The organism is Shewanella sp. ZOR0012 (genome assembly GCF_000798835.1).
Classification (GTDB): Bacteria; Pseudomonadota; Gammaproteobacteria; order Enterobacterales; family Shewanellaceae; genus Shewanella; species Shewanella xiamenensis.
In genome coordinates this window covers 4,253,517-4,279,376 of sequence record NZ_JTLE01000094.1, presented here as the reverse complement: position 1 = coordinate 4,279,376, position 25,860 = coordinate 4,253,517, and the positions used below count along the sequence as shown (strand labels likewise).

Sequence of the window (25,860 nt, the reverse complement as noted above, 5' to 3'; positions counted from 1 at the left end):
CCCTTAAATTGAGTCCATCTTAATTTCTGCTCTACATTACCTTAATTGATTTTCAGTTCAACTTTTAATCCAACAAGAATGTAACAAAAGATAAGATATTGTAATCACGGATGATTAATCGAGAATGAATCGAAAATATTCAAGATGTTGTGTCATAAAAAAAGCGCCCATCGGGGCGCTTTAATCGTGACTTAATGAGCTACATAAATGTGCAATTAAAACTCTTGGTTCATCCGCGTCAGCAGGTTCAGCAGCACGCTGCGCTCCTCCGCGCTCATTTTAGCGGTGAGATCGGTCGTTAATTGCAAATGCAGCGCATCATGCTCAAGAAATAGTGCTTGGCCCTTTTCGGTTAACTCGACCAGAATCGAGCGCCTATCGGTTTCGTGCGGGCGGCGCACAACCCATTGGGATTCGACCATCTTATCGATTTGCACCGTAAGCGTGCCAGTCGTTACCCCAATTTTATCAGCAAGTTCCTTCATCCGCATCGCGCCGTGCACTCCCAATAATTCAATGGTGTGAACCTGTGATAGGCTAAAACCCTTATCACGCACGATAGCATGCTCCCAAGATGATAATTTTTCATAAAACTCAATAATCACATGGTTTAACGCCTGATCCGTGGAATGGACGGCCGAGGCTGATAGAGCATCATGCTGCGGTGCAACTGTCATTAGGCTTCCTTAGCGACACACTCACGTTGACGACAAGTATGCAGCTCAATAGTAATATGGGATAACTCAGGGAACTTAGTCAGTAACTGATTAAAATAACTGGCTTCTTTCGGTGAGTGGGACACTATGGATAACATAATAGCATGGTGATCGGCACTCACGCGCCAAATATGTAAATCGGCGACTTGGTGATCAGGCACCGCTTCAATGGTTTCGCGCACTTTACGCTGTAACGCTGCATTTACCCCGCCGTCGAGCAAAATTGGACTCGTTTGCTGAATCAATCCCCATGACCAGCGACTGATAATAATTGCCCCTACAATCCCCATAATCGGGTCGAGCCAGGTTAAGCCCATATATTTACCGAATAAGAGTGCGGCAATCGCCAGCACTGAGGTTAATGCATCAGCTAATACGTGAAAATAAGCCGCTCTAAGGTTGTGATCATGCCCCGAATGCCCATGTGCGTGGTTGTGTGAATGGTCGTCATGGTCATGGTCATGGTCATGGTCATGGTCATGGTCATGGTCAGCAGCATGATGATCGTGCCCATGGCAGCAATGATTATCTTGATGAGCCTTATGGTCATCGTTCTCATCATCATGATCATGTGCGTGAGTGTTGCCATGAGAGTGACCGTGTGAATGTCCATGGTCGTGGGAGTGATGGTCTTTCAACAAAAACACGCTTAATACGTTCACACTTAATCCAATCAAGGCTACGAAAATGGCCTCATTAAAGTGAATATTCTCAGGGTTTATCAAACGCATCCCTGATTCGATAAGCATGATAAGTGCAACCAGTCCTAAAGCAATTGCACTGGTATACCCCCCAAGTACACTGACCTTACCAGTACCAAAGGCAAACGCAGGATCATTGGCGTGCTTACGGGCATAGGAATAGGCAAACAGCGTGATCATAAAGGCGGCGGCATGGGTGCCCATATGCCAACCATCGGCCAGCAATGCCATAGAGCCGTATATCGTGCCCGCCACAATCTCGGCCACCATAGTGATAACCGTTAAATACAGCACATAACGGGTATTTTTTTCGCCATCAGTATTTTGTGTAGAGAATCCATGGGGATGTTGCCATTGGGCGATGGAGTGTCCAACGCCATGACTTGGCTGCGACATTGTTGTTGAGGGTGTTATTTTCATTGTCTTTTCCTACGCTCCCTGCCCTTCTCTAACCGATTGAGGCAACAGTACTTGTGGTGTTTGATGACTTACACCAGTATTTTAGTTTGAAAATCAAAATATATAAATATCAAAATAATCATTTTTCAAACTATTTGCAGAAATATTGCCGACAATCACGAGATGTTAAAACGGACAGATACGGAAAATGGCGGAGTCTAGAAACACAAAGGCGCTTAAATCAACCGATTTAAGCGCCTTAACACAGGATTTGATTAGAATGCGGTATCAGAACATAGATACGAAGAATGCACTGAAAAATAAAGCAATTACAACTGTAGTACCTAGCGCCATTTTAAGTTCGGTGTTCATATTCACTCTCCTAGTGGGTATGAACCCATTATTATCAAGCCTGCGATAAATGCCTATATTGAGATAGTTATTTTGTGAGCAAGACCTAAATTATCCTGTACTTTTCACATTGCATTTAATGGTTACGTGATACAGCTCACACCACGCAACCTCGCCTAGCGCACATCAATTCAAAAATCAAGGCATAGCAATTCGCTTATTCGATTAACATTAAGACTCGATTAACAATGATTTTTGTTATAATGCCGGCATAATTCATTGACCGAGATAATCCTATGTCACAACTGTTACACACAATGATCCGCGTTGGTAACTTAGAGCGCAGTATTAATTTTTACACTCAAATACTTGGCATGAAGTTACTACGCACCTCAGAAAACCCAGAATACAAATATTCTTTAGCCTTCGTGGGCTACGGTGAAGAGTCAACAGGGCAAGCGGTGATTGAATTGACCTATAACTGGGGCACTGAAAAATACGATCTCGGCACAGGCTTTGGCCATATCGCCATTGGTGATGAAGACATTTATGCTCGTTGTGAAGCCATTGCCGCCGCAGGCGGTAAAGTGACACGCGCGCCTGGCCCTGTTGCAGGTGGCACCACCGAAATCGCCTTTGTGGAAGACCCTGACGGCTATAAGATTGAATTTATTCAAATGAAATCGGCAACCCAAGGTTTAGGTTAAACCTATTCTCTTCCAACGTCTGATATAAAAACGGCGCTTGCATTGTATGCAAACGCCGTTTTCTTTGCTCGTTGATAAATGCCAACACTACAGATTATCGCTTGCCCTCGGCGGCCATCGCGATACGGCTGCTGCGCTTCTTCTGCCAAATGGGTAAACGCCATGCGAGCAACAAACCAAAACCGAGGATATACAGACTCGGTTCGATGATTTCGGATTTGACCGACCAATAAAAATGGATTGGTGCCAGTATCGCCACAAGATATACCCCATTGTGCAGCGTTTGCCAACGGCGGCCCATTTTTCGCATTAAGACCTTAAATGAGGTAATCGCTAAGGCGCTCACAATCACATAAGCCACAGCACCAACTAAAATATAAGGCCGTTTCGCCACCTCGCTGAAAAACAACTCCCAGGCAAACAGCAGATCTAAGCTGAAAAACGCCACAATATGCAGTGTGGCATAGGCAAACACATACAAGCCGACAAGCCTGCGAGTCTGCATTAACCAACCTAACTTAAATCTCTTGGCAATAGGTGAAATCAGTAGTGTTGCCAGTAGCGCATTGAGTGCACCAATTCCAGTAAAGTGGATAATATACTGCACAGGGTCGCCGCCCGCACGCCCCGACAGCACAGTAAAAACCAACCAAGTAATCGGGATAAGCCCAATCAAATGAAAGACTAACTTTACCCAGAGCAGCTGTTTTGGTGTGACTCTTAACGCCGTGATGTTGAACATAAGACTCCTACTCTTTTTCCCCTTTAAAGGCGCTAACCACTATCTCGCTAGACAGATATTGCAACTTGTTCGCTAGGCGCAATCGATTGCGCCTAGAATACAGTCGCCGAATGGCTTAATAAAACTGCCTCAAATCCATGCCGTCATATAAAGAGGCTACAAACTCGCCATAACCATTAAAAGGCAATGTATCGATGCGCTGCGCCGAGAATAACCCACCTTCACCGATGCGCCGCTCACTCGCCTGTGACCACCGGGGATGATCGACAGCTGGGTTCACATTGGCATAAAACCCGTACTCATGGGGTGCGAGTTGATTCCAGCTGGTGGGTGGCTGCTTGTCCATCACCCGAATACGAACAATCGATTTAATGCTCTTAAAACCATATTTCCACGGCACCACTAACCGAATTGGCGCGCCATTTTGTGGCGGCAGGGTTTTACCATACAGCCCGACGGACATCAGCGTCAGTTCATTCATCGCCTCGGCAATGGTTAAGCCTTCCACATAGGGATAATGAATGCCACCGCCCATTAAACGGCTTTTTTGTCCTGGCATTTGCTCGGGATCGAAGGCGGTCTCAAAAGCAACATATTTTCCCTTGCTGGTTACGCCCACTTTTTTCAATAACGCCGCAAGTGGAAATCCAACCCAAGGGATCACTATCGACCAAGCTTCAACGCAGCGCAGTCGATAAGTACGCTCTTCAAGCGGAAACAGCTTAGTCAGATCCTGATAATCAAGCGTCATAGGGCGCTCAACTTCGCCTTCAATACGCAATTGCCAAGGGTCGACTTTATACTGCTGCGCATTATCAGACGGGTCTTGTTTGCTGGTACCAAACTCATAAAAGTTATTATGGGTTGTGACCTTATCAAATGGTGTAAGCACCTCACCCTGACCAAAGCGCGCATTGGCCTCAAAAGTCAGTGGCGTGGTGATAAAGCTGGTTTTGGGCTGATCACCAAACAGATCGAATAATCCCGCCTGCACATAACCTGGGATACTGGCACCAATCGCACCTAACCCCATGGCTTTCACTATGTGGCGGCGCGCCTTAAAGACCGACTCAGGAGTAACTTGATTGTCTTGTATATGCCAGCGTGCTTTTTTCAAAATACCCGGTGTAAAACGTGATTGATTAGCCAATTGACACCTCTGCAGAAATAAAATGTTATGTACCGGCTTTTGCTAACGCTAAGCGCTCACCCATAAAGCTCAGGTAAATTAACCTGTGTTGATAAGCTTAGGGATATAGACACAGAAAACCGCAAAAAAATTTCATCCCTCACACTATATCAACCTAAGCGACTAAGTCTTGCTCATTTGAGTCATCAGCTAAACAGATTGTTTATTAAAGCACTTGAAGCCTTTCTAGGGGCATGCGACCCTAAGCGCCATCGCAAAAGGAGTGCTAGTAAGATGCCATTTTCTCAATCTTTTTCCCTCGCCCAGATCATCGGCCTAATCGCCGTGGCCTTTTTAGGACTGTTAATCGGTGCCCTACTCAATCAACGTCTCACCCGTTCTCGCTGGCAACAGTTTAAGGACGAGTTAGAACAAGAAATGCGCCAAGTGAACGAAGATGCAGAGCTTTCCCTCGCGCAGCAGCAAATCTTAGTGGACGATAAAGATAGCCAACTCCGTCAATGCCAGCAGCGCCTAGAGCAAAAAATCGAACATCTAGGCAAAGCCGAGGCCTTAGCCGAGCGCGTGCCGAGTTTAGAGCAGCAATTAAACGATAGTCATCGCCGTCAACTCGAATTACAACTGGCGTTGTCTAAATCCAATGCCCTACAACAAACCATTCAGGCCAAAGCGGATGCCCAGCAAGAATCACTGCGGGAAAAGATCGCCACCCTAGAAAGTGCCGAAGTACGTCTGCAAACCCAATTTGAAAATCTTGCCAACCGTATTTTCGAAGAGCGCAGCGAAAACTTTAAACACCAAAACGCCAATCAATTAGAAGGCGTACTTGGGCCGTTAAAGCAACAGTTAGAAGGTTTTAGGCAGCAAATCCGCGAATCCTATAACCATGAGCAATCCGAGCGTAGTGCACTCAAACATCAATTAGAGCACTTGCGTGAGCTCAACTTAAAAATGAGCCAAGATGCCATTAACCTGACAAAAGCCCTAAAAGGCGATAATAAGCAGCAAGGCAACTGGGGCGAAGTGATTTTAGACCGCGTGCTGCAAGAAAGTGGCCTGCGCGAAGGCCACGAGTACCACACCCAGCAGGATCTCAAAGATGACAGCGGCAAACGCTTTAAGCCCGATGTCATCGTGCATTTGCCTGAAAATAAAGACGTGGTGATTGATGCTAAGATGTCACTTATCAGCTACGAGCGCTATTTTAACAGTGAAGATCCGCTGGTGCGCGAACAGGCCATCAATGAGCATGTGCTATCCATACGCAACCACATTAAAGGCTTGAGCCAAAAAGATTATCAGCGTTTACACGGGCTTAAAAGCTTAGATTATGTGCTGATGTTTATCCCCATCGAGCCCGCATTTTTGCTGGCTTTAGAGCATGACCCAAGCCTTGTTAACTTTGCCCTTGAGCAAAATATTATGCTGGTCAGCCCAACCAACCTCTTGGTTGCCCTGCGTACCATCAATAATATCTGGCGTTACGAGTATCAAAACCAACACGCCCAAACCATTGCCAAACAAGCAGGCCGGATCTACGACAAACTCTGCGGCTACCTCGACGATATGGAAAAACTTGGCCGCGCTTTAGATAACGCCGAGAAAACCTATCACAGTGCCATGAATAAATTATCCTCTGGCAAAGGCAATTTGGTACGTCAAGCGCATTTAATGCAGCAACTGGGTGTTGATACCAGCAAACAACTCGATAAGATGTTACTTGAGAAGGCGCTCAATGAAGCCTTAGACGACAGTGATATTGATGAAACCAGCGAGTTCGAAAACGATAGCTTAGCTAAAACAACTGAACACCAAACCAGGGTAACAAAAATTGAGGATGCCACCGCACTCGAACAACTCAACACCCAAACGCAGCAAAACGCCTAAATCACTATTAATCCTGAATCGATAGGGAAAAATCGATTGTAACCTTGATGCCCGGAGGCAAGTTCTGCATGTGCAACCCATTCACAAAGATGGTGTTATCCAGCGCAATTATTATCGCAGGTGCATTTAATGCCTCTGCGGCTTTTGCTTTAACGTCGACCCAAAAGACTTTTCTTGAGGCTGAAAAAGCCTTGAAGAAACAAGACTATGCAACCTATAAGCCCCTGCGTGCTAAGTTAGGTGAATATCCGCTGGCGATCTACTTAGACCATGATATCGATATAGGTCGGCTCAATGATTTACGCGGTAATGACGCTAAGTTTTTGATAGATAAATATCAAACAACACCAATGTACCAAAGACTGCGTTCGAAATATTTATTGAATGCTGGTAGCCAAAAGCGCTGGAACGATTTTCTGACGCTGGCTCAAGATGCGCCAACCGATGTCAGGCTACAGTGTTATTTTTATGAGGCAAAACTTGCCAAAGGTGAAACCCAAACCGCCTATACCGCCGCGCAGTCGCTATGGGTCTATGGTGATTCCCGTCCGAAAGAATGTGACCCTCTGTTCAATGCTTGGACCAAAGCGGGCAAGCGCACTCAAGAGGTGATTTGGGCACGGATGTTAGTGAGCTTCGATGAAGGCCAAACCAGTCTTTTGAGCTTTCTATCGCAAAAAATTACGGTCCATAGCGCCGAAGCCAAACGCTTAGTCGCGGTATTTAAAGATCCCAATAGCCTGCGCCATACTGAAAAATTTAAAGACAAAAATCCTATTGTTGGCGATATCGTTGCTGCTGGGTTAAAACGCCTTGCCCGTAAAGATCTCGACCAAGCCATCGATTTATATACTCGGTATCAAAAAGCCAAACGTTTTAGTCCCGCGCAAGATCTACAGCTGCAAAAGTATCTGGTGCGCCGAGTATTGATTGAGCAGGATGATAATTTTAAAGACTGGGCCGATAATCTGCTGCCAGAGATGAAAAGCGACGATATGTTCGAACGTCGTTTACGTTGGGCGATTCGTGAGCAGGACAGCACCCATATTGCTCGCTACTTAGATTTATTATCACCTGAAGCTCAAGCCAAAGAACGCTGGCAATATTGGCTGTATCGCACCAATGCCAAACACGCCCCAGAAAGCGCAACCAAAGCCCTAGCGGCCGTTAGCAATGAGCGCGGCTTTTACGGTTTTGCCGCCTCACAATTATTGAATAAGCCCGTATCGCTAAATCAAAGTCCTGAGCCAGTTATCAATGGGAACAGTCCGAAACTCGAAGATGATTTGGGTTTTGTGCGCGTACAGGAGTTGATGGCGCTCGATCGTTACTTCGATGCCCGTTATGAATGGGTGGCACTGCTCAAACGCAGCAATAATGACATGCGTGCTCGTTATGGCCGTTATGCCCATGATCAAGGCTGGTATGACTTTGGCGTCGAAGCCAGTATTCAAGGCAAACTTTGGGACGACATCCCTCTACGGTTCCCAATGGCGCATCAATCAGGCTTCGAACATGCGAGCAAAAAGCACAAAGTTAATATCGATGAAATCCGCGCCATTAGCCGACGCGAAAGTGCGTTTTTCCTTTATGCAACGTCTGGCGTTGGTGCCCGCGGTTTAATGCAGATTATGCCCGCCACCGCCAAGGCTACAGCAAAAAAACACGGTGCTAAGTACAATGATCCAAAGGATCTCTACAGTGCCGAACTTAACTTAAATTTAGGCAGCGCCTATTACGCCCAATTATTGAAGGAGTTCAATCAAAACCGCGTATTAGCCACAGCCGCTTATAACGCAGGCCCATCAAGGGTTCGCCGCTGGTTATCGGAATCAAATGGTCAACTCGATGCGATGAGTTTTATCGAGTCTATTCCCTTCACCGAAACCCGCGAATATGTACAAGCCGTGTTAAGTTATCGTTTGATTTACGAAGCGCAAAAACAACAACCACAGCCTTTATTTAACGAGGCTGAGCTGAAGTTCCATTACTAAGGACAAGACTAAATGTAATAAAGGTGGCAAAGGCCACCTTTATTACATTAACAAACATAATACCGTTTCAAATTCATACCGTTAAGCTATGTATATAAAATCAGCAAACGCACATCACTCAGGCAAACTTATTTGCACTTAGCACTATTAAATGCGAATAATTAGCAATTAGTCATTATCCATGCGTTGCTACATGCTCAAGCTCAGCGGTTTATCCTTAAGTTGCGAATACCAACCCTTCGTTTGCCCTCACACTAAACACATTCATGGTTATGAAGCACTCGCCCGTTTCTACCTTGAGCAAGGTCAAGCCATCGCCCCTAATCTGGTATTTGAGCAGTTACACGAAAACAGCGATGCACTTGCTTCAATCGAGTTTCAGGCCAAAGCCTTTCAGCTTGAACACGCCCCCGCTGAACAAAGCTTGTTTGTGAATGTCGATCCCCATGCAGCTAACGGCGTGCATACCCAAAAGTTACTTGACCTATTCTCCAGTCACCCGCAAGTCACAGTAGAGATTATTGAGAATACCTGCATTAATGACGCCGAGCTTGCCAATCAACTGTTTCATCAATTTAAAGCAGCCAATATTAACGTGGCACTTGATGATATCGGTGCGCCCCACTCCATGCTGTCGGTCGATTTAATGATGAATGTGGATTATCTGAAGTTTGATCGTCACTGGCTAAATTTAGTTGCCGAACCTCACGGCATCGCACTACTCAGTGCATTGATTGAATTTGGCAAACGCACTGGCAAACAATGCATCCTCGAAGGCATAGAAACCGACGCCCAGCTCCAGCTAGCCCGCGAGCTGAATGTCGATCTAGTACAGGGATTTTTATTCAAACCTTGGTTTATCCGCCCAGAGCAAAGCGAAAAGTTAATTTGTTAGGGATAATAAGGTGTTATACAAAAATGGCAGAGTGCTTGAAGATTCGCTGCCATTGATAAGTTAGGGGTTATTAGAATCGCATAATCACATAGCGAAGATATGGATTGTCATCGTTTTCCCTGTGACACGCCGCCCTTTTATTTCACAAAAAGCATCCCTGAGGGCTCGACGGCGGCATCTGCTGTACATGGATGTACTAATGCAGCGATCACATGGCCTATGCATCATAGTGGCATTTCCCATATCCTTATGGGTCAGATGTGAAAGAACGGCCATGCCGCCAACGGTCACTGTTACAACAGTGGCAATCTTAACGACCATTAACTGTTCATCAGGCTAAAAGCTTTTTTGCCCCAAAGCGAGATAAGTTTGTCGTCAGGTGTGTAGGATGAATTGTCATTGTTTCCCCAGTGACACGCCGTGAATATGTCCCTATAGGCTCGACGGCGACATCCATGTCGCCAACGGTCACTGTTGCAACAATAGCAATTTTGACGACCATTGCACTGTTCATTTGGCAAAAAAGCTAATGCCCCATTCTAATTCAGCATGTGATTTTAGACAAAATCTAACATACAAAGATTGACCAAATTTTAGTAATGCGACAATGTTACTACATACGCAGTTGAGTCAAGCTGGCACGCAGTCACCGCCAGCCAGCTTCAAGTGAGCCCAATGTTTGCGGAATATGGAGAGTTCAGATACAAGGAAGTCAAATAGCCCATCATCAGCGCACTTCTTATGTACTCTGTAACTCACAAAACAAGCCACGGACACGGAAAACCGCGCCGTTGCGTTATGATCGTTATGTTTTCGCTGTCTGACATAGAGAAACCTTAGAAAATAAGGCAAGGAAAAGAGATTGAAAGATATAAGAAATATTGACTGGGGCAATGACAGTGCTGAAAACGACCCTGCACTAATGACCTACTTTGTAACGCCGTTAAACTTCGATCGAATAACACAGTTTAAGAAAACATTTATCATTGGGCGGAAAGGAGCAGGAAAAACAGCAATCAGGAAGAAGTTAATCAGCAAGTTTGCGGATGAACGCGAGCACATAGTTGTTGAGGTGTCTCCTACAAATGGGATATTTCGAAATCTAGCTGGAGTTGATTTGCTTAAACAAGAACGGGGCGATGAGACAATTTTTCAGTATGCGTGGCTTAATAGCATAATGAGAAAATGCCTCAACTTAATCGGCTCTGTGCAGGATAACAAGCTTACTGTTGGTAGTGCTGAAGCCGCAAGAAAATTTGCTAAAGCCGAAGGTGTTGTCAACTCAGATTTTGTAGAATCAGTTACAACAATTCTTAGCTCTATAAAATTGAAGTTTAAAGACATTGGTGAACTAGGTCTTCAACTAGAGAATATTATTAAAGAGTCATCTGCCATAGATAGATATGAATATCATTTAAAGAACCTTGCAAAGGATGGATGCAAAATAACTATATTGGTCGATGATCTAGATATCGGGTGGGATAACAGTGATAGAAGTAATCAGATACTGTTAGGCTTGCTTACTTCTTCAATGTATCTAAAAGCAATACACGCCAACGTGAATCTAATTATCTTTATTAGAGATGATATATATTCAATATTGATGAAGAAAACTACCCACAGTGACAAGTATAGGGATGTATATAAAATAACGTGGGCCGACGACAATTTCCAAAAGCTGCTAGCGGAGAGAATTAGTCAGTCTCTTGACTCTATGCCGTCAGTTGAAATACAAACGGATTTCCTGAGGGTATTTCCTGAAAAAATTGGCAACCAATTTACACTTGGTTGGATGACTGAGCGAACATTAGGGCGGCCAAGAGAGCTCCTTCAATTATCACGGTTATATACCGAAGCTCTTTCTGAAAACTCTCCATCAGACGATACTTTAAAAGATGTCGAAGAAGAGTATTCTACATGGAAGAAAGAGGATTTATGCGCAGAGTTCGTTAATCAATACCCTGATCTTGATAAAATATTTGACTATTGGAGAAACAACTACTTTAGGACCAAGTATCAAATTGATGAAGATACACTTGAAGCAAGAATGTCCAAAATTCTTGATGAAGTTCGAATCCCTCATGATTGGTTTGTCAACCTTAGTAATAACGCAGATACAAAAGGTTTAGCAAAGATCCTATTTGATATTGGTTTTTTTGGTGATTTCATTAGAGGTGGTGATGGAGGAAGTAAGGTCAGCTACTTCGGTGAAACTCAAAATCCGTTATTGAAAGAAGTGCAAGTCCACCCTTGTTTCAGAAAAGCTGTTGGTACAGTTCAAAGAAATCGTTAAACATAACAAGACCATGCATAGGAACCAAAACAGCTACACTCACTAAACTGTTTTGGTTCTATGATGGCAGTGTTAATCCATAAAAATTTAATTAGAAACTCACCGAGTAGAGTTATAAATCTAACACACTTGTGTCCCAAAGTGAGCCTGTGAATCACTCTACACCAGACTGATTCATGTGAATAATTAAGAGGTTTAGATATGACATTTAAATGCAAAATGAATACGTATTTTAAAATAATGGAACAAAAAGGTATTTCTAAGCTAACTTACTCACCACCATTTTATCGGCTTCTGTGGAAATATGGTGTTAATTTTCAACCTCCCTTATTAGCAAGTTTTAAGACTACTCTTGCTGTTCAGACTGCTTACTTTTTCAGCTTTTTTTCTATCATCTTATCCATTTTATCCTTCATATTTTTTTATACTAATGACCTTTTCAAAGATGTAGCCGCCATCGAAGAGCTAATTATGCTTTATATGAAACTCTGCTTCATATCATTAGGCTATGGTTTATCTGTTTCTTGGTATTGTGGTCAACTGAAAAAGAAGTATAACCTGCCCGATTGGGGTGATCTTGCTGAAGAGTGTGCAGATGAATCGTTCTAGGACAGACTGATTCACCTAAGCTCCTAAAACCCGTCTCTATCCTCCATTTGCGGCTATTATGGGGCGGTTTTTCCCCTAAGATGAATCACTGATATCCAGACAAGTCATTCATGTCTCTGTTATGCCTATTCCGACAGGTGATATCGAGTGTTGGTTAGTTTGTTGTCAAACGAAGTATTGCTATTAGAATAGTTAATCCAAATCTGGCTAATAAGAGTGAATTATTTAGCAAGGTTTTGTCCCAAAACGTGTTGTTTATTTCTTTAAAATTTACAGGCGACGCAGATGCTAAATAGGTGAGTCGTGGCGATTAGCGAGACGACCGTCCGCCCCACGGACGGGGCGGTCGAGCATCCACGGATGGACTCGCTGCGCGTCGTTGAGCAAATGCCATAGCTCACCTATATATCTATGCTTCAAAGCTCCAAGCAGTAAGACCTACATAAGGTTACTTAGCAACGACTCACTAAGCCGATTGATTTCACAGTAAAAGCGACTGGCTAAGCGCGGCATATTCCGCCATAGTGGTAGAGCGAATGACCTCATCCATGCACAAGGAGTCTCCCGTGGCACATTCTGGTTTAAGCCAACTATTACAACAACTTGAACAGGTATTATTGGGCAAGCCACGGCAAATTCGCTTAGCCCTCGCCTGTATTCTCGCTCGTGGGCACCTGTTAATTGAAGATTTACCCGGTATGGGCAAAACCAGCTTGTCCCATGCCCTCGCCCAGAGCCTAGGCTTAAGTTATCAACGCATTCAATTTACCAGTGATATGCTGCCCGCCGATATTCTCGGGGTATCGATTTTTGATAAACACCAAGCGCAATTTGTGTTTCATCCCGGCCCGATTTTTAAGCAGATGGTGCTGGCCGATGAGATTAACCGCGCCAGTCCTAAGACGCAAAGCGCACTACTCGAGGCCATGGCCGAGCAGCAAATTTCTGTCGATGGTATAACCCACAGATTGCCCAATCCATTTTTTGTGATTGCTACGCAAAACCCGACTGAACAATCAGGCACCTTCCCACTGCCCGAATCCCAGCTCGACCGCTTTATGATGCGGATTTCCATTGGTTATCCGAGCCACGATGCCGAGCTTGCAATGCTCAAAACAGTGCAAACGCCGCAAACCCTGGATAATCTGCCGCAATGTTTAACCCCTTTGGCGTTAACCCAATTGCAGGAGCAATGCGATAAGGTCACTGCATCCGATGCGCTGCTTAATTATATTTTGGCCTTAATCCATGATTCTCGCAGCCAAACGGACGCCATTGGCCTGTCGCCACGGGCAACCAAAGCCCTGTTACAAGCAGCCAAGGCTTGGGCATTTTTAGAAGGTAGACACTATTTAGTGCCCGAAGATGTGCAGGCGGTGTTTTGCAGCGTCGCCGAACACCGGCTTAGAACCAGCAGTCAATTACAGGGAGAAGCGCTCTCGGAGCGGATACTCGCTGGTGTGAATCCGATCATGTAACGGCTCAATCAGCCATTAAATGTGAATATTGATAAGAAGATGAGGACAGTGTGAAACGCGTGTTTTCTGCTTTTTGGCAACGCTGGTTGGCAAGGCGCATGCCACCCAGTTCTGAGTTCACCTTAAGCCACCGCAGTATCTTTATTCTGCCCAGTGGCTTTGGGTTTGTTTGGCTGGGGCTGGTATTGCTACTGTACTTGTTTGGTACTAACTATCAGAACAATCTCGTGATTGGCCTGAGTATTTTGCTGCTCAGCTTATTCAATACCTGCATTCTCTATAGTTACAAAAACTTAGCAGGGCTACGACTACGGGCACTGACGCCGCCGGAGGTGTATGCGGGCGAGACGATCACTTTTCCTATTTTGCTTAACTCAAACCACAGCAGCCATCATATCAGCCTAAATTATCCGAATAATTTAGGTTATTTAGTCAAACACGTTGGTACGCAGGACGAGCAAGCGCTAGTGTCGTTTGCAAATCAACAGCGTGGAATAGTCTCCGCTGGACGGCTGAAGATTGAATCCACCTACCCTTTAGGACTCTGCCGTGCTTGGTCGCATATCGACCTTGATAACGCCCATATTGTCTATGCCCAGCCGCTTGAAAGCCCCTTACAACTTGAAGCCGCAACGGAATCCGGACAGGACGAACCGCTTGAGCGGGCAGGCAAATATATTGTTGGCATTGATGAATATAAAGGCCTTAAACCCCATGTGCTCGGTGAGTCATTAAAGCAAGTGGCATGGAAGCAATGGGCCCAAGGGCGTGGCATGTTAACCAAGGAGTTTGAACAGCCTCAAGGTGATCCGGTCTGGTTAAAATTAGCCCCTGATCCTACTCACCTCGAACAGCAGCTCAGTCAATTAAGCTGGCAGGTGAACCGCTTAAGTCAGCTTGAGCAATATTTTGGCCTTTGGCTGCAACAGCCTAATGGGGAAGATATTATTCTGGCGCCCGCCCTCGGTAACTCGCACCGAATCGCCTGCCAACGGGCGCTGGCGCTTTATGGAACACATACACAAACGCAAGATACAAGCGATAAATTATCTGTTAATCATGGATTTAGTCATAAGCCACATATTCCTCCCCACAGGCATAGCACTCAAACAGCATTACATGTTGAGGATCGCCTATGAGCCTCAAATCAATGACCAATGCAATGGCCACTGAAAGTGCAGCTCAGCTAAATGCCTATCGCGCTAATGGACCTCAAACTGGGGATAATATCAGTCGTCAAACCCTGTTTTGGCTATTGCTCACCAATTTAGCGGTGCTCAGCCCCTTATTTGATAAAACCACCCCTTGGACACTTGGGATCTGCGCTATTTGCTTGCTGTGGCGCATTGGTATCTATGTCGGCAAAGTCGCTAAACCTCCTCGTTATCTTGTCACAAGCCTTGCTATCGGCGCGGCAATCACGCTGGCACTGGTCTCGGGCACAATTGGGCTATTAAACGCCTTAGTCAACCTGCTCATTTTAGGTTATGCATTGAAATACATTGAGATGCGAAGTGTTAGGGATGTAAGAGCCGTCGTGATTGTCGGCTATTTTCTAATTGCCCTCACCTTTATTGACCACCAATCCATGCTCAATACCGTGCACCTTATTGGCGTCACGATTATCAATACCTGCGTACTGGTCACCCTCTACCAAAGCCAACATCGCTGGCAACACACGGCATGGATTGGCGCTAAATTATTGCTGCAAAGTATGCCCTTAGCGTTATTACTTTTTTTGGTGCTGCCCCGTTTTGCACCGCTTTGGCTTGTGCCCAATATGAAGGAAGCCCAAACCGGGCTGTCGGACTCCCTTGCCGTGGGCGATATCAGTAAACTCACTCGCTCATCTGCCTTGGCATTTAGGGTGAGTTTTACCGATGCCAGCCCTACCCAAGCCGAACTCTACTGGCGCGCCCTAGTGCTGGAAGATTATGACGGCTTAACATGGCGCCAAGATGCAGGTATCAAACAAATTCAAAAGGATGCGTTTTTCTTTCCGCCCTCAAGGCCAGATCCTGCGCGGCAGTTGCCCTCGTTAACGCCAAAAACACAAAACAGTACCAGCAATAGCCAACCAAGGGTTTACCGTTACCAAGTGATTGCCGAACCCAGTCATCAACCTTGGCTATTTGGCCTTGATGTGGCCTACAGCCAAGATGATAAGCTGGTGAATTTGCCCGACTATCGGCTCTATGCGCTGCGTAATGTCGATCAACGAATGGGCTACAATGCCAGTTCGTGGCCACAGGCGAAAATGGATCTCACCTTAAGTGCCAAACAGCGACAAATAAACCTCAATCTGCCGGCGGACAGCAATCCCCGAGCGCGCCAACTCGCCGCTGAATTTAATGCTAAATATCCAGAACCCCATAAGCGACTTTGGGCCATGATGGGCTATTTTAATCAACAGCCGTTCTTCTATACCCTCACGCCCCCACCGATTGGCCGCCAGCAAGTCGATGACTTTCTGTTTGAAAACAAAGCAGGGTTTTGCGCCCATTATGCCTCTGCCTTTATTTTTATGGCGCGCGCCAGCGGCATACCAGCACGGATGGTGACAGGCTATCAAGGAGGCGAATACAACCCACAGGCCAATTACCTCAGCGTGTATCAATACATGGCCCACGCTTGGGCCGAGGTGTGGCTGGAGAATGAAGGCTGGGTGCGTTTTGATCCGACCGCCATGGTGGCACCTAATCGGATTGAACAAGGCTTTGATGCCGAGTTTTCCCCTGAGCAAAGTTATCTGCAAGAAAGCCCGTTTAGCAGTTTACGATTTAAATCTATGCCTTGGCTCAACGAGTTGAGGCAACGCTTTGTTAGCGTTGATTATTACTGGAGTTTGTGGGTGCTCGGTTTTAATCAAGAACGACAAAACAAAGTGCTAAGCGGTATTTTAGGAGAAGTCACTAAGGCCAAAGTCGCGATGTTTATGAGTGTGTGTATTGGGCTTATTGGCCTCTATATCGCCTACAGCGTAGGGCTATTTCGCTTTAAAAGAGAACAAGATCCCATCAGCGCTAAGTACCAACGCATTTGCCAGCGACTCAGTAAATTTGGCATCGCCCGCCCAGCCCACTTAGGCCCGAACGCCTTTGCCGCGCAGCTTATTGACACGCACCAGCAGCAATCCCCTCTGTTTTGTCGTGAGTTTGACACGTTCACCCAAAGCTACGTCGCACTGAAATACCAAAACCTGGCGGATAACGACTATCAAGTGGCGCTAAAGCGCTTTAATGCCGCGGCCAAAGCCCTCAACTGGCTGCTATTTGGCCCAAGTAAACAGTTAAAATAGATAGGATATAGCGCGGGCAGACAAGATTGTTGAATCTTATAAATCAAACACATAGAATTGCCAAGCCCGTTTGCTATGCATAACAGCAATTGGCTATGCATAACAGCAATCCCAAATCGTGAGTCGAATATGCTGAAGTTAATCCAATCCAACCAAATGGAAGTGCTCTGTGCCCATCTCGCTGCGTATTTACGCCAACCACTACCCGGCACAGCGTTATTGCAAAACGAGCATATTTTGGTGCAAAGCCCTGGGATGTCGACTTGGTTACGCCTTGAAATTGCAAAACAAAATGGCATTGCCGCCGCGCTTGAGTTCCCTTTGCCCTCCAGTTTTATTTGGCAACTGTGCCACGATTTACTCCCCAATGTCCCCAAGGAAAACGCCTTTACTAAAGCGGCAATGACTTGGAAATTAATGCAACTACTGCCTCGCCTACTTGAGGAGGAATCCTTTGGGCCACTGCGGCATTATTTAGATCATATTGAGTCAAGCAGCCCCGACTCGAGCACAACAAATAATCAACTTGAAGCGTCAAACTCAATCGCCGCCGATAATATTAAGCTTTATCAGCTCTGCGGCCGTATCGCCGATATCTTCGACCAATATTTAGTTTACCGCCCCGACTGGATTGCCGCATGGGAAGCTAATGAACCACTCGATGCACTCAAATTAAATGAGGAACAACGCTGGCAACCTATTCTTTGGCGGGCGCTGATTGCCTTCAACCGTGACGAGCTGCGTCAAAGCCATTACCACAGGGCCAATTTACATCAGGATTTAATTGCCGCGCTGGCTGATAGCACCCATTCCATTGCCAAATTGCCTGAGCGTTTATTTGTGTTTGGCATTTCGTCTATGGCCCCACAAACCATTGACGTGCTCCACCAGCTCGCGGGCCGAATTGATGTCATCATCCTTAACCTCAGCCCCTGCCAACATTATTGGGGCGATATTATCGACCCACGGCATCGAGCGCGAATGGCGTTGCAATATGCTGGCAAACGCCAATTGGCCGAGCAATGGGAAGATAAACTCGAGGTTGGCAATCCGCTGCTTGCCAACAATGGCAAAATGGGACGCGAATTACTCGATATGCTGCTCGAACTCCCGCCCGAACACTGCGATTTTGGCGACGATGTGTACTGCGAGCCCTGCGGCGATCCTAACGATCCGCATAGCAACGCCAGCATGCTGGCTGGGGTGCAATACGATATCTTAGAAATGCAAACCCTCGACCGCGTACTCGGGCCTGATGCCGAGCTATATCAAGACGTCGCCAATCGAAGAGTGCTAAAAAACAGCGACCATTCGATTCAAATCAAGAGCTGCCACAGCCCACTGCGCGAAGTCGAAACCTTGCACGATCATTTACTCGACCTGCTGGATCGCGACAACCAACTCACGCCCAAAGATATTGTGGTAATGATGCCAGATGTCGCCGCCTACGCGCCCTATATCGATGCGGTGTTTGCCGCCAAACAGGGGCTCGAATATATCCCCTACGCCATTGCCGACCGCGGTGCGGCGCAGGAATCGCCACTCATTAATAGCTTTTTGAATTTACTCAATATTAATCAGAGTCGCTTCGGACTGACCGATATTTTAAGCATTTTAGAAGTGCCAGCGATTTTACGGCGTTTTCAACTCGAAGAAGACGAGCTACCACTGATCCGCCGTTGGTTAGATGAAGCCGGTGTGCGTTGGGGGCGCGATGAGCAAAGCCGTGTTAAACAGGGCGTGCCCGCTTTTGAGCAAAATTCTTGGGCCTTTGGCATCAAACGGTTAATCTTGGGCTATGCCTTAAGGGACGATGCCCCCTTGTATCAAGCAAGCCCACAGGCACCAAGCTATTTAGTGGTTTCAGGGGTGGAAGGCCAATCGGCACAGGCCCTTGGCAAACTGTTGAACTTTATTGAAGTCCTCGATGAAACCACACTGCAATTAGCCCAGCCTCAAGTGCCTTGCCAGCGTTTATTGGAACTGACTGAACTGTTAAATGCTTTTTACGCCCCCGATGAGGATGAGCGTGAGCAGTTACAGGAAATCCGCGACGCCATTGCCACCTTAGAGCAAGAGTTACTGGCCGCCAGCCCTGCTGACAGCTATACAACGGCATACGACGTTAACCCCAATTTTTTAGACCAAAGCGGCTTACACTCAAACGCCTTGAACTTAAGCATCGAAGTACTCGCACAATGGTTTAATCAGCGCTTAACCGAGTCACGGGTTGGCCAGCGTTATCTTGCGGGCAGTGTAAATTTTTGTACCTTAATGCCGATGCGCTCGATTCCATTTAAGGTGGTGTGCCTGCTCGGCATGAATGATGGCATATATCCGCGCATGCAACATCCTGTGGGCTTTGATCTGATGGCACATTTTGGTGCTCGCAAAGGCGATCGCTCCCGCAGATTAGACGATAGGTACTTGTTTTTAGAAGCACTACTCTCGGCACGGGAACAGCTTTACATCAGCTATATTGGCCGCAGTGAGCGGGATAACTCGGAGCGCATTCCCTCTATGTTAGTCTCCGAACTGATTGAATATTGCCAGCTGTGTTATGTGCCAGAATCGCTTACAGCAGAAGCTCCAGCCGTGGGTAATGAAGCCGCCCAACAGGCATTGCTTGAGACCATCATAAGCCACCAGCCGCTGCAACCTTTTGATCCTAAACTGTATCAGTCAACAGAGCCGCACGCGCAGGCGATAAAACAAAGTTACAGCCAGCAATGGTGCCCACCGGACATCAGCACGCAATCACTCCAGTGTCGTTTTATTGATGCCAACACGCTGATCGTGCTCGAAGATGACACGATTGGGGATAGTGATATTCAACAAGATGTTGAGCCACTAAGCGAAGAAGACCATGTCGATATCTCCGCTTTTATCCGATTCTTTCGTAATCCCGCGCAATATTTCTTTAACCGCACACTAAAGGTTGATTTAAACCTGAATATTCAAGCGGATGATAATGATGAGCCTTTTAGCCTCAATGCGCTTGAGCGTTATCTGTTACAGGCAAGGTTGCTCGATGATGCGCTCGAGCAAGGCGCTCTTGAACAAGGACAGGCGCAGCCCAGTAGCGAACTATTACAACGCTTAAAAGCCAGTGGTAATTTACCCATGCAGCCCTTTGATGATCTGCTGCTGCGCCAATATAGCCATGATATCGCGCCGCTTGTCGGCAGAACCTTATTTATGCGTGGCGATGTCCCCCCGTGCCATGCGGATATTCGGCTCGCCTTTGAGTTACCTCATCAGAACGCAGGGAATCAGGTAAAAACCAAGCGCGTTATCCTCGAAGGTCGCATTGATGATATCAGTCCAAAAGGCTTGGTCAGTTGTCGGCCCGGCAGTGCCCATGGGCGGGATATTTTAGCGCTGTATCTGCGCCATTTATGTTTAATGGCCGCTGGTCTAACTCAACCTAGCGATCATCTACAACCTAGCTATCTACTCGATATGGGGCATTTTCACGCTCTCTCGCCCATTGCACCAAAGCAGGCCCATGCTCAACTGGCTCACTTGTTACAACATTTTTATCAGGGACAGTTGCATCCGCTGTGTTTTATGCCCAAAACCTCCCTTGCCTACGCCAGTGCAGAGATCAATCAGGATGAAACCAGTCAACTTGATGGCCAGCACGATAGTCAACACAGTGTGCGGCTAGAGGCGGCGCAAAGCGAATGGCTGGACGAACAAGGTGAGCTTGGCGAAGGCACCGATCCCCATTACCAGCGGCTATTTCGGTTTCCGCAGGATTTTACCGAAGCAAATTTTGGCAAACTGGCCAACGAGATCTATCGACCCATGCTGAGCTTGTACCATAAAGACACCCTCGCCCAACTTGAGGAGTTTGTGCTCAATGCAGAACCACAAGCCGCAATATCAGAGGTAGCGCAGCAATGAGTGAACTATCAAACAATATGATACTTGCGACTACATCACAGGCGCTGCCATTAGATCCGCTCACTCTGCCATTTGGTGGTAGCCGATTGATAGAGGCCAGTGCGGGCACAGGTAAAACCTATACGATTTCGGGCTTGTATCTGCGACTACTGCTTGGGGATGGCTTAAGCGAACCACTGAGTTGCGAACAAATTCTGGTAGTAACCTTCACCAATGCCGCCACCGAGGAGCTGCGGGACAGAATTCGCCGCCGTATACAAGTGGCTTTTAAGTGTTTCTTAGGGCTTGAAATTAACGATCCCTTTGTACAGGCGCTGTACGATAAGACCCCTGAAGCCGAGCGCGCTATCGCCCTAAGACGCTTCGACTTAGCGCTCAAATCCCTCGACGAAGCGGCGATTTTTACCATTCACGGTTTTTGCCAACGGATCTTAGCCGATCTCGCCTTCGAATCCTCTTTACTGTTCGAGTCAGATTTTACCTTAGACGACAGCGAGTTTTTGCACCATGCGGTGCGGGACTTTTGGCGTGAAGCCTGCTATCCGCTGCCGGAATATTTAGCCCAGATTATTGCCAGCGAATTTGGCGATCCCGATGGCTTAGTCAAGCAGCTTCGGGCCTTGCTCGGTGCCAGTGAAGCAAAACCGCTTAAACCCGTGCAGCCCTTTGCTCGTTTGGCAGAATCCTTAAGCCAGAGTGTGCAACGCTTTAAACTCGCCTGGCCGCGTGGCCGCGACGCGCTGTTAGCGTTACTACATAGCCTGCCGCTTAATGGCCAGCGCTTTGGTAAAGCGAGCGACAATTACCCCAAATTGGCGGAAATGTTCGACCAATTGGACAACTTTATCGCCTTTGGTCACGGCTTACCGCCGCTAAAAGTGCTTGAGGCCTTGTCACTCTCAGAGCTTAAGCTCAATAAAGGCGGTGTACTCCCAAGTGCCAGTGAAGCACCACTGCTTGACCATATGGAGCAATTAGCCGCGCTGATTAACGCCATTAAACCCGCGTTTTTATTCAGCGCTAAGCAAGGGATCAGCGAGCGGTTTGCTAAGCAAAAGCAGCTTAAAAATGTGCTAACACCGGATGATTTGCTGACCACCTTAGCCGCAGCGATGCAGGCCAATCCTGATACTTTGCCTAAAGCGGTGGCAAGTCGCTTCCCTGTGGCCTTAATCGATGAATTCCAAGATACCGATCCTTTGCAATTTGCAATTTTCTCGGGGATTTATCAAACCCGTTTGGGGGTTAAAGCGCAAAATTCGACGGCTGTCGAACCTAAGGCTCGCACGGATAGCAAATTAAGCCTGCTGATGATTGGTGACCCTAAACAGGCAATTTATGCCTTCCGTGGCGCCGATATTTACACCTATATCGAGGCGCGCAGGCAAACCCAGGCGCACTATTTTCTCGACACGAACTATCGCTCGAGTCGTAATCTGGTAGCGGGAGTGAATCATCTATTTGCCCAGCATTCCAATCCTTTTATTAGTCAATCGATTCCCTTTGACAGGGTAAAAACACCCGCCAGTGCGGCAGCAAAACTGTTAGTCGAAAGTACAGCCAATAGTGCCGCACTGCGGTTAAAACTGTTACGCGAGGGCGAAACGGGGCTGAATAAAGCCAGCGCCAGACAAACCTTGGCCGAAGATACCGCCGCCGAGATCACCCGTTTACTCACAGAGGCCGCCAATGGACAATGCCATACGCCAAAAGGGCCGTTAATTGCCAAAGATATTGCCATTTTAGTGCGGGATAGAAACGAAGCTGCGGTCATGAAAACGGCGCTCAGTAAACGCCAGATTGGCGCGGTCTTTTTAAGCCGCGATAGTGTGTTTGATACCGTTGAAGCGCGGGAAATGGCGCTCATTCTGCGCGCATTGGCCAGTCCCAAGGATGAGCGCGCCCTGCGCAGCGCTCTCGCCACCGCGCTACTTGGCTATAGTGCCGAGCAAATTCATGCCTTTAACCAAGATGAAGAGCAGCGCCAAATGCTGCTCGAACAGTTTTTTGCGCTACATCAGATCTGGCAAAAGCGCGGCATTATGCCGGCGCTGCTGAGCTTAGCCAACGCTACCCATATGGTGGCACGGCTACTGCAAACACCCAGCTTTACAGCCACTGCCGACCAAGATAGCGAAGAGCCCGATGAGGCGAGTAATGGCGAGAGGCGACTAACAGATTTTCGCCACTTAGCCGAGCTGTTGCAGCAAAAGGCCACTGAGATTGATGGCATCAGTGCCCTACTCAATTGGTATGAGCAACAACTAATTGATAATACAGGGGCAGATGAGCAGCAGCTTCGCCTTGAGAGTGAGCAAAATCTGGTGCAAATCGTGACTATCCATAAAAGTAAGGGGCTGGAATACCCAGTGTGTTTTATCCCCTTTGTTAGCCTTGCGCGGGATAATCGCCGCCGCCCGACACCCATGCTCTATCACAGAACCGATGCGGATGGGGCACAGGAGCTGGTATGGGATATTGAAGGCACAGACGAAGGCTGGGAGCAGGCAAAGCAAGAAACCTTAGCCGAAGATCTTCGCCTACTTTATGTGGCGCTCACCCGCCCCGTGTACCTGTGTTATTTGTACATCGCTAACCATAGCCGGATGTTAAAAGCCGGGATCAAAAGCCAATTGCATGAAACCGCTATCGGTTACCTTTTAGGCATTACCGATGCCAACTGTGATTTTGCTCGTCTGCACAATGCGGCGCAGGCGCTACTTAATGGTGTAGAGTCGAATGCGCAAGCGATCAGCGTTGAGTGTGTGGCTGACAACATTGCTGATAGCAAGCTGCACACGGGTGAAATGCAATCCCACACCTTAAATGCCCGTAACGTCACCCGTCAGTATCGCACCCCATGGCGAGTAGGCAGTTATTCTGGCTTAGTCAAAAATGCACCCCACGCCAAAGCCAGTCCGGGCGCCGATGATGAAGTTAGCGCGGTATTTGGCGCAGAACCTGCCAATAGCCTAAGTGAATCCTCATGGCAAGATAGCGCTGATATGCTGCAGCTACCGCTACTCAATCGCTTTAGCTTTGAGCGCGGCGCCAATGCCGGGAGTTTTATGCACTTAGTGCTTGAGTTAATTGATTTTACTCAGGCCGAAATCGATTTACCGCGTGAGTTACCTAAAGCCATGCTGCAATATGGTATCGCCCCCGAGTGGCAAACCGTATTACAAGACTGGTATATGGAAATATTACAGGCACCGCTGGCATTAATGGCGCAGGATAATCAGCTCATCAATCCCGAGCTATGTCTAGCAGCGCTCGCGCCACAACACACCTTAGTGGAGATGGAGTTTTACCTGCCTTTAAATCGATTAAAAGATGCTGAGCTTAATCAACTCCTCGGGCAATTTGGTTACGATACTGCGCTACATTTTGATGAATTACAGGGTATGCTCAAGGGCTTTATCGACTTAACCTTTGAATATCAAGGTAAGTTTTATATCGCCGACTATAAATCAAACCATTTAGGCGACACGATTCAGGCTTACCATTATGGAGCGCTTAAGCAGGCGATTAGCGATCATAGGTACGATTTGCAATACATTCTCTACTCCCTCGCCCTGCATCGTTATTTGGCGATGCGACTGCCAAACTATGACTACGATACCCATATCGGCGGCTGTTATTACTTATTTTTACGGGGAATGTCGGTTCAGTATCCCGGCTTTGGGGTTTACTACGATAAGCCACCTAAGGCACTCATTCTCGCCTTAGATGCGCTGTTTAACCGCAGCCAAGATGAAAGCCATATGAGTCAACATAATACGGAAGCGATGGCATGAACCACAGCACCGATATGAATAGCACCGCAATGAATAGCGCCGATATGAATAACGCCACAGCCCTTGCCGCCAATTGGTACAATGCAGGCGCACTCAGACTTAAAGCACCACTGGCTGAGTTGCTCAAATATTGGGAAAAAGAGCGGCTTATCACTGCACTTGATCGCCATTTTGCCCTCGAGATGGCCCGTCTTCACCCCAATGACGCCCAAGAGCCGCTGTTTATGCTGCTGTGCGCCCTGCTGAGTCAGCAACTGTCGGCCCAACATACTTGTCTAGTGCTCGAATATATAGTGCCAACCAATCCAATGGCGGAGCCAGTAAACCGCTGTCAAATCCGTTTAAGCCTTACTGAACTGATTGACGCACTGCAACACTTTGATGCCATTGGTGCGCCAAATAGCAATAAACCACTGATTTTTGAAGATGGTAGACTCTATCTTGAGCGTTATCATCATTTTGAAACCCAAGTCGCCAGCGCCTTAACAAGGTTATCAGCGACGGCGCTTTCGTTAACGCCCTCGCAGTCTTTAGCATCGGATAATCAGTCACTTTTGCCGCTACGCAGGCAACTGGATTGCTTATTTCCAAGCGCAGCCCACACCGATGAAGTAAACATCGATTGGCAAAAGGTCGCCACCGCTACTGCGCTCGGTAGAAAGCTGGCGGTGATAACCGGTGGCCCCGGCACAGGTAAAACCACCACGGTCACTAAATTGCTGTTGTTACAACAATTAGGGTTACCAAAGCAGATAAGACTTGTCGCCCCGACGGGCAAAGCGGCCGCCCGTTTAAGTGAATCAATCAAGGCCTCTAAAGCGAGACTCGAGCAGGAACTTAAGCAGGCTCAAGCGACAAACGAACTGGCGCAAAACCACGAAACCCAAGCCCTGTTAGCCGCGCTAAAGCAAGTACCGGAAGAGGCATCAACCTT

17 protein-coding genes are annotated in these 25,860 nt (G+C 47.0%); 12 read left to right on the top strand and 5 right to left on the bottom strand.

All coding sequences use genetic code 11. The annotated features are described in order from the left end of the window. Positions 1 to 215: 215 nt before the first annotated feature. Positions 216 to 677: a MarR family winged helix-turn-helix transcriptional regulator gene (locus tag L976_RS20435; protein WP_037417825.1), complete on the bottom strand. Its 462-nt coding sequence runs from the start codon at positions 675 to 677 to the stop codon at positions 216 to 218. Beyond that, positions 677 to 1,837: a cation diffusion facilitator family transporter gene (locus L976_RS20430; protein ID WP_047539651.1), complete on the bottom strand. Its 1,161-nt coding sequence runs from the start codon at positions 1,835 to 1,837 to the stop codon at positions 677 to 679. The genes L976_RS20435 and L976_RS20430 overlap by 1 nt, the downstream gene beginning before the upstream one ends. Positions 1,838 to 2,463: 626 nt before the next feature. Between L976_RS20430 and gloA the strand changes: the two genes are divergently transcribed. Further along, positions 2,464 to 2,874 carry a lactoylglutathione lyase gene (gene gloA / locus L976_RS20425; RefSeq protein ID WP_037417829.1) on the top strand — a complete coding sequence of 137 codons (411 nt, stop codon included), beginning with the start codon at positions 2,464 to 2,466 and terminating at the stop codon, positions 2,872 to 2,874. A 94-nt stretch (positions 2,875 to 2,968) separates the two neighbouring features. Here the strand turns inward: gloA and msrQ are convergent, their stop codons facing one another. Both msrQ and msrP read right to left on the bottom strand, forming a co-directional pair. Continuing rightward, the gene (gene msrQ, locus L976_RS20420) at positions 2,969 to 3,616 is read right to left on the bottom strand and encodes a protein-methionine-sulfoxide reductase heme-binding subunit MsrQ (RefSeq protein ID WP_047539649.1); all 648 of its coding nucleotides are present in this window, start codon (positions 3,614 to 3,616) and stop codon (positions 2,969 to 2,971) included. 115 nt (positions 3,617 to 3,731) lie between these two features. Further along, entirely contained in the window at positions 3,732 to 4,766 is a 1,035-nt protein-coding gene (gene msrP / locus L976_RS20415) for a protein-methionine-sulfoxide reductase catalytic subunit MsrP (protein WP_047539647.1), read from the bottom strand. Between the two features lie 273 nt (positions 4,767 to 5,039). On the opposite strand from msrP, the gene rmuC reads away from it, so the two are divergent. The 5 genes from rmuC to L976_RS20390 all read left to right on the top strand — a co-directional run bounded on the left by rmuC (position 5,040) and on the right by L976_RS20390 (position 12,444). Beyond that, on the top strand, positions 5,040 to 6,653 hold the full coding sequence (gene rmuC, locus L976_RS20410; protein ID WP_047539645.1) for a DNA recombination protein RmuC: 1,614 nt from the start codon (positions 5,040 to 5,042) through the stop codon (positions 6,651 to 6,653). A 68-nt stretch (positions 6,654 to 6,721) separates the two neighbouring features. Further along, positions 6,722 to 8,647, top strand: coding sequence for a transglycosylase SLT domain-containing protein (locus L976_RS20405; protein WP_047539644.1), 1,926 nt, complete (start codon positions 6,722 to 6,724; stop codon positions 8,645 to 8,647). A gap of 193 nt (positions 8,648 to 8,840) precedes the next feature. After that, positions 8,841 to 9,542 (top strand): EAL domain-containing protein, encoded by a 702-nt coding sequence (locus L976_RS20400; protein WP_047539643.1) that lies wholly within the window; start codon positions 8,841 to 8,843, stop codon positions 9,540 to 9,542. An 862-nt stretch (positions 9,543 to 10,404) separates the two neighbouring features. Continuing rightward, entirely contained in the window at positions 10,405 to 11,835 is a 1,431-nt protein-coding gene (locus L976_RS20395; RefSeq protein ID WP_047539641.1) for a P-loop ATPase, Sll1717 family, read from the top strand. Positions 11,836 to 12,036: 201 nt separating this feature from the next. Then, a complete protein-coding gene (locus L976_RS20390) occupies positions 12,037 to 12,444 on the top strand; it encodes a DUF6404 family protein (RefSeq protein ID WP_047539639.1) in 408 nt (135 codons plus the stop codon). Positions 12,445 to 12,732: 288 nt separating this feature from the next. Here the strand turns inward: L976_RS20390 and L976_RS23790 are convergent, their stop codons facing one another. Then, a complete protein-coding gene (locus L976_RS23790) occupies positions 12,733 to 12,864 on the bottom strand; it encodes a hypothetical protein (RefSeq protein ID WP_269430391.1) in 132 nt (43 codons plus the stop codon). Positions 12,865 to 13,010: 146 nt separating this feature from the next. On the opposite strand from L976_RS23790, the gene L976_RS20385 reads away from it, so the two are divergent. From L976_RS20385 to L976_RS20360, 6 genes are all read left to right on the top strand, one after another. Continuing rightward, on the top strand, positions 13,011 to 13,922 hold the full coding sequence (locus tag L976_RS20385; RefSeq protein ID WP_047539638.1) for an AAA family ATPase: 912 nt from the start codon (positions 13,011 to 13,013) through the stop codon (positions 13,920 to 13,922). 98 nt (positions 13,923 to 14,020) lie between these two features. Further along, positions 14,021 to 15,061, top strand: coding sequence for a DUF58 domain-containing protein (locus tag L976_RS20380; RefSeq protein ID WP_231570524.1), 1,041 nt, complete (start codon positions 14,021 to 14,023; stop codon positions 15,059 to 15,061). A 23-nt stretch (positions 15,062 to 15,084) separates the two neighbouring features. After that, complete coding sequence (locus L976_RS20375) at positions 15,085 to 17,220, top strand: transglutaminase family protein (RefSeq protein WP_172590846.1); 2,136 nt, start codon at positions 15,085 to 15,087, stop codon at positions 17,218 to 17,220. A 129-nt stretch (positions 17,221 to 17,349) separates the two neighbouring features. Then, positions 17,350 to 21,129, top strand: coding sequence for an exodeoxyribonuclease V subunit gamma (gene recC, locus L976_RS20370; RefSeq protein WP_047539636.1), 3,780 nt, complete (start codon positions 17,350 to 17,352; stop codon positions 21,127 to 21,129). After that, the gene (gene recB, locus L976_RS20365; protein WP_052184043.1) at positions 21,126 to 24,926 is read left to right on the top strand and encodes an exodeoxyribonuclease V subunit beta; all 3,801 of its coding nucleotides are present in this window, start codon (positions 21,126 to 21,128) and stop codon (positions 24,924 to 24,926) included. Before recC ends, recB begins: the two co-directional genes overlap by 4 nt. Continuing rightward, the coding region (locus L976_RS20360) for an AAA family ATPase (RefSeq protein WP_156143269.1) at positions 24,923 to 25,860 on the top strand (938 nt) is incomplete at its 3' end. The genes recB and L976_RS20360, both read left to right, overlap by 4 nt.

Coding starts and splice junctions, on each gene's coding strand:
- L976_RS20435 (WP_037417825.1), bottom strand. CDS start 677: ATGACAGTTGCACCGCAGCATGATGCTCTATCAGCCTCGGCCGTCCAT.
- L976_RS20430 (WP_047539651.1), bottom strand. CDS start 1,837: ATGAAAATAACACCCTCAACAACAATGTCGCAGCCAAGTCATGGCGTT.
- gloA (WP_037417829.1), top strand. CDS start 2,464: ATGTCACAACTGTTACACACAATGATCCGCGTTGGTAACTTAGAGCGC.
- msrQ (WP_047539649.1), bottom strand. CDS start 3,616: ATGTTCAACATCACGGCGTTAAGAGTCACACCAAAACAGCTGCTCTGG.
- rmuC (WP_047539645.1), top strand. CDS start 5,040: ATGCCATTTTCTCAATCTTTTTCCCTCGCCCAGATCATCGGCCTAATC.
- L976_RS20405 (WP_047539644.1), top strand. CDS start 6,722: ATGTGCAACCCATTCACAAAGATGGTGTTATCCAGCGCAATTATTATC.
- L976_RS20400 (WP_047539643.1), top strand. CDS start 8,841: ATGCTCAAGCTCAGCGGTTTATCCTTAAGTTGCGAATACCAACCCTTC.
- L976_RS20390 (WP_047539639.1), top strand. CDS start 12,037: ATGACATTTAAATGCAAAATGAATACGTATTTTAAAATAATGGAACAA.
- L976_RS20380 (WP_231570524.1), top strand. CDS start 14,021: ATGCCACCCAGTTCTGAGTTCACCTTAAGCCACCGCAGTATCTTTATT.
- L976_RS20375 (WP_172590846.1), top strand. CDS start 15,085: ATGGCCACTGAAAGTGCAGCTCAGCTAAATGCCTATCGCGCTAATGGA.
- recC (WP_047539636.1), top strand. CDS start 17,350: ATGCTGAAGTTAATCCAATCCAACCAAATGGAAGTGCTCTGTGCCCAT.
- recB (WP_052184043.1), top strand. CDS start 21,126: ATGAGTGAACTATCAAACAATATGATACTTGCGACTACATCACAGGCG.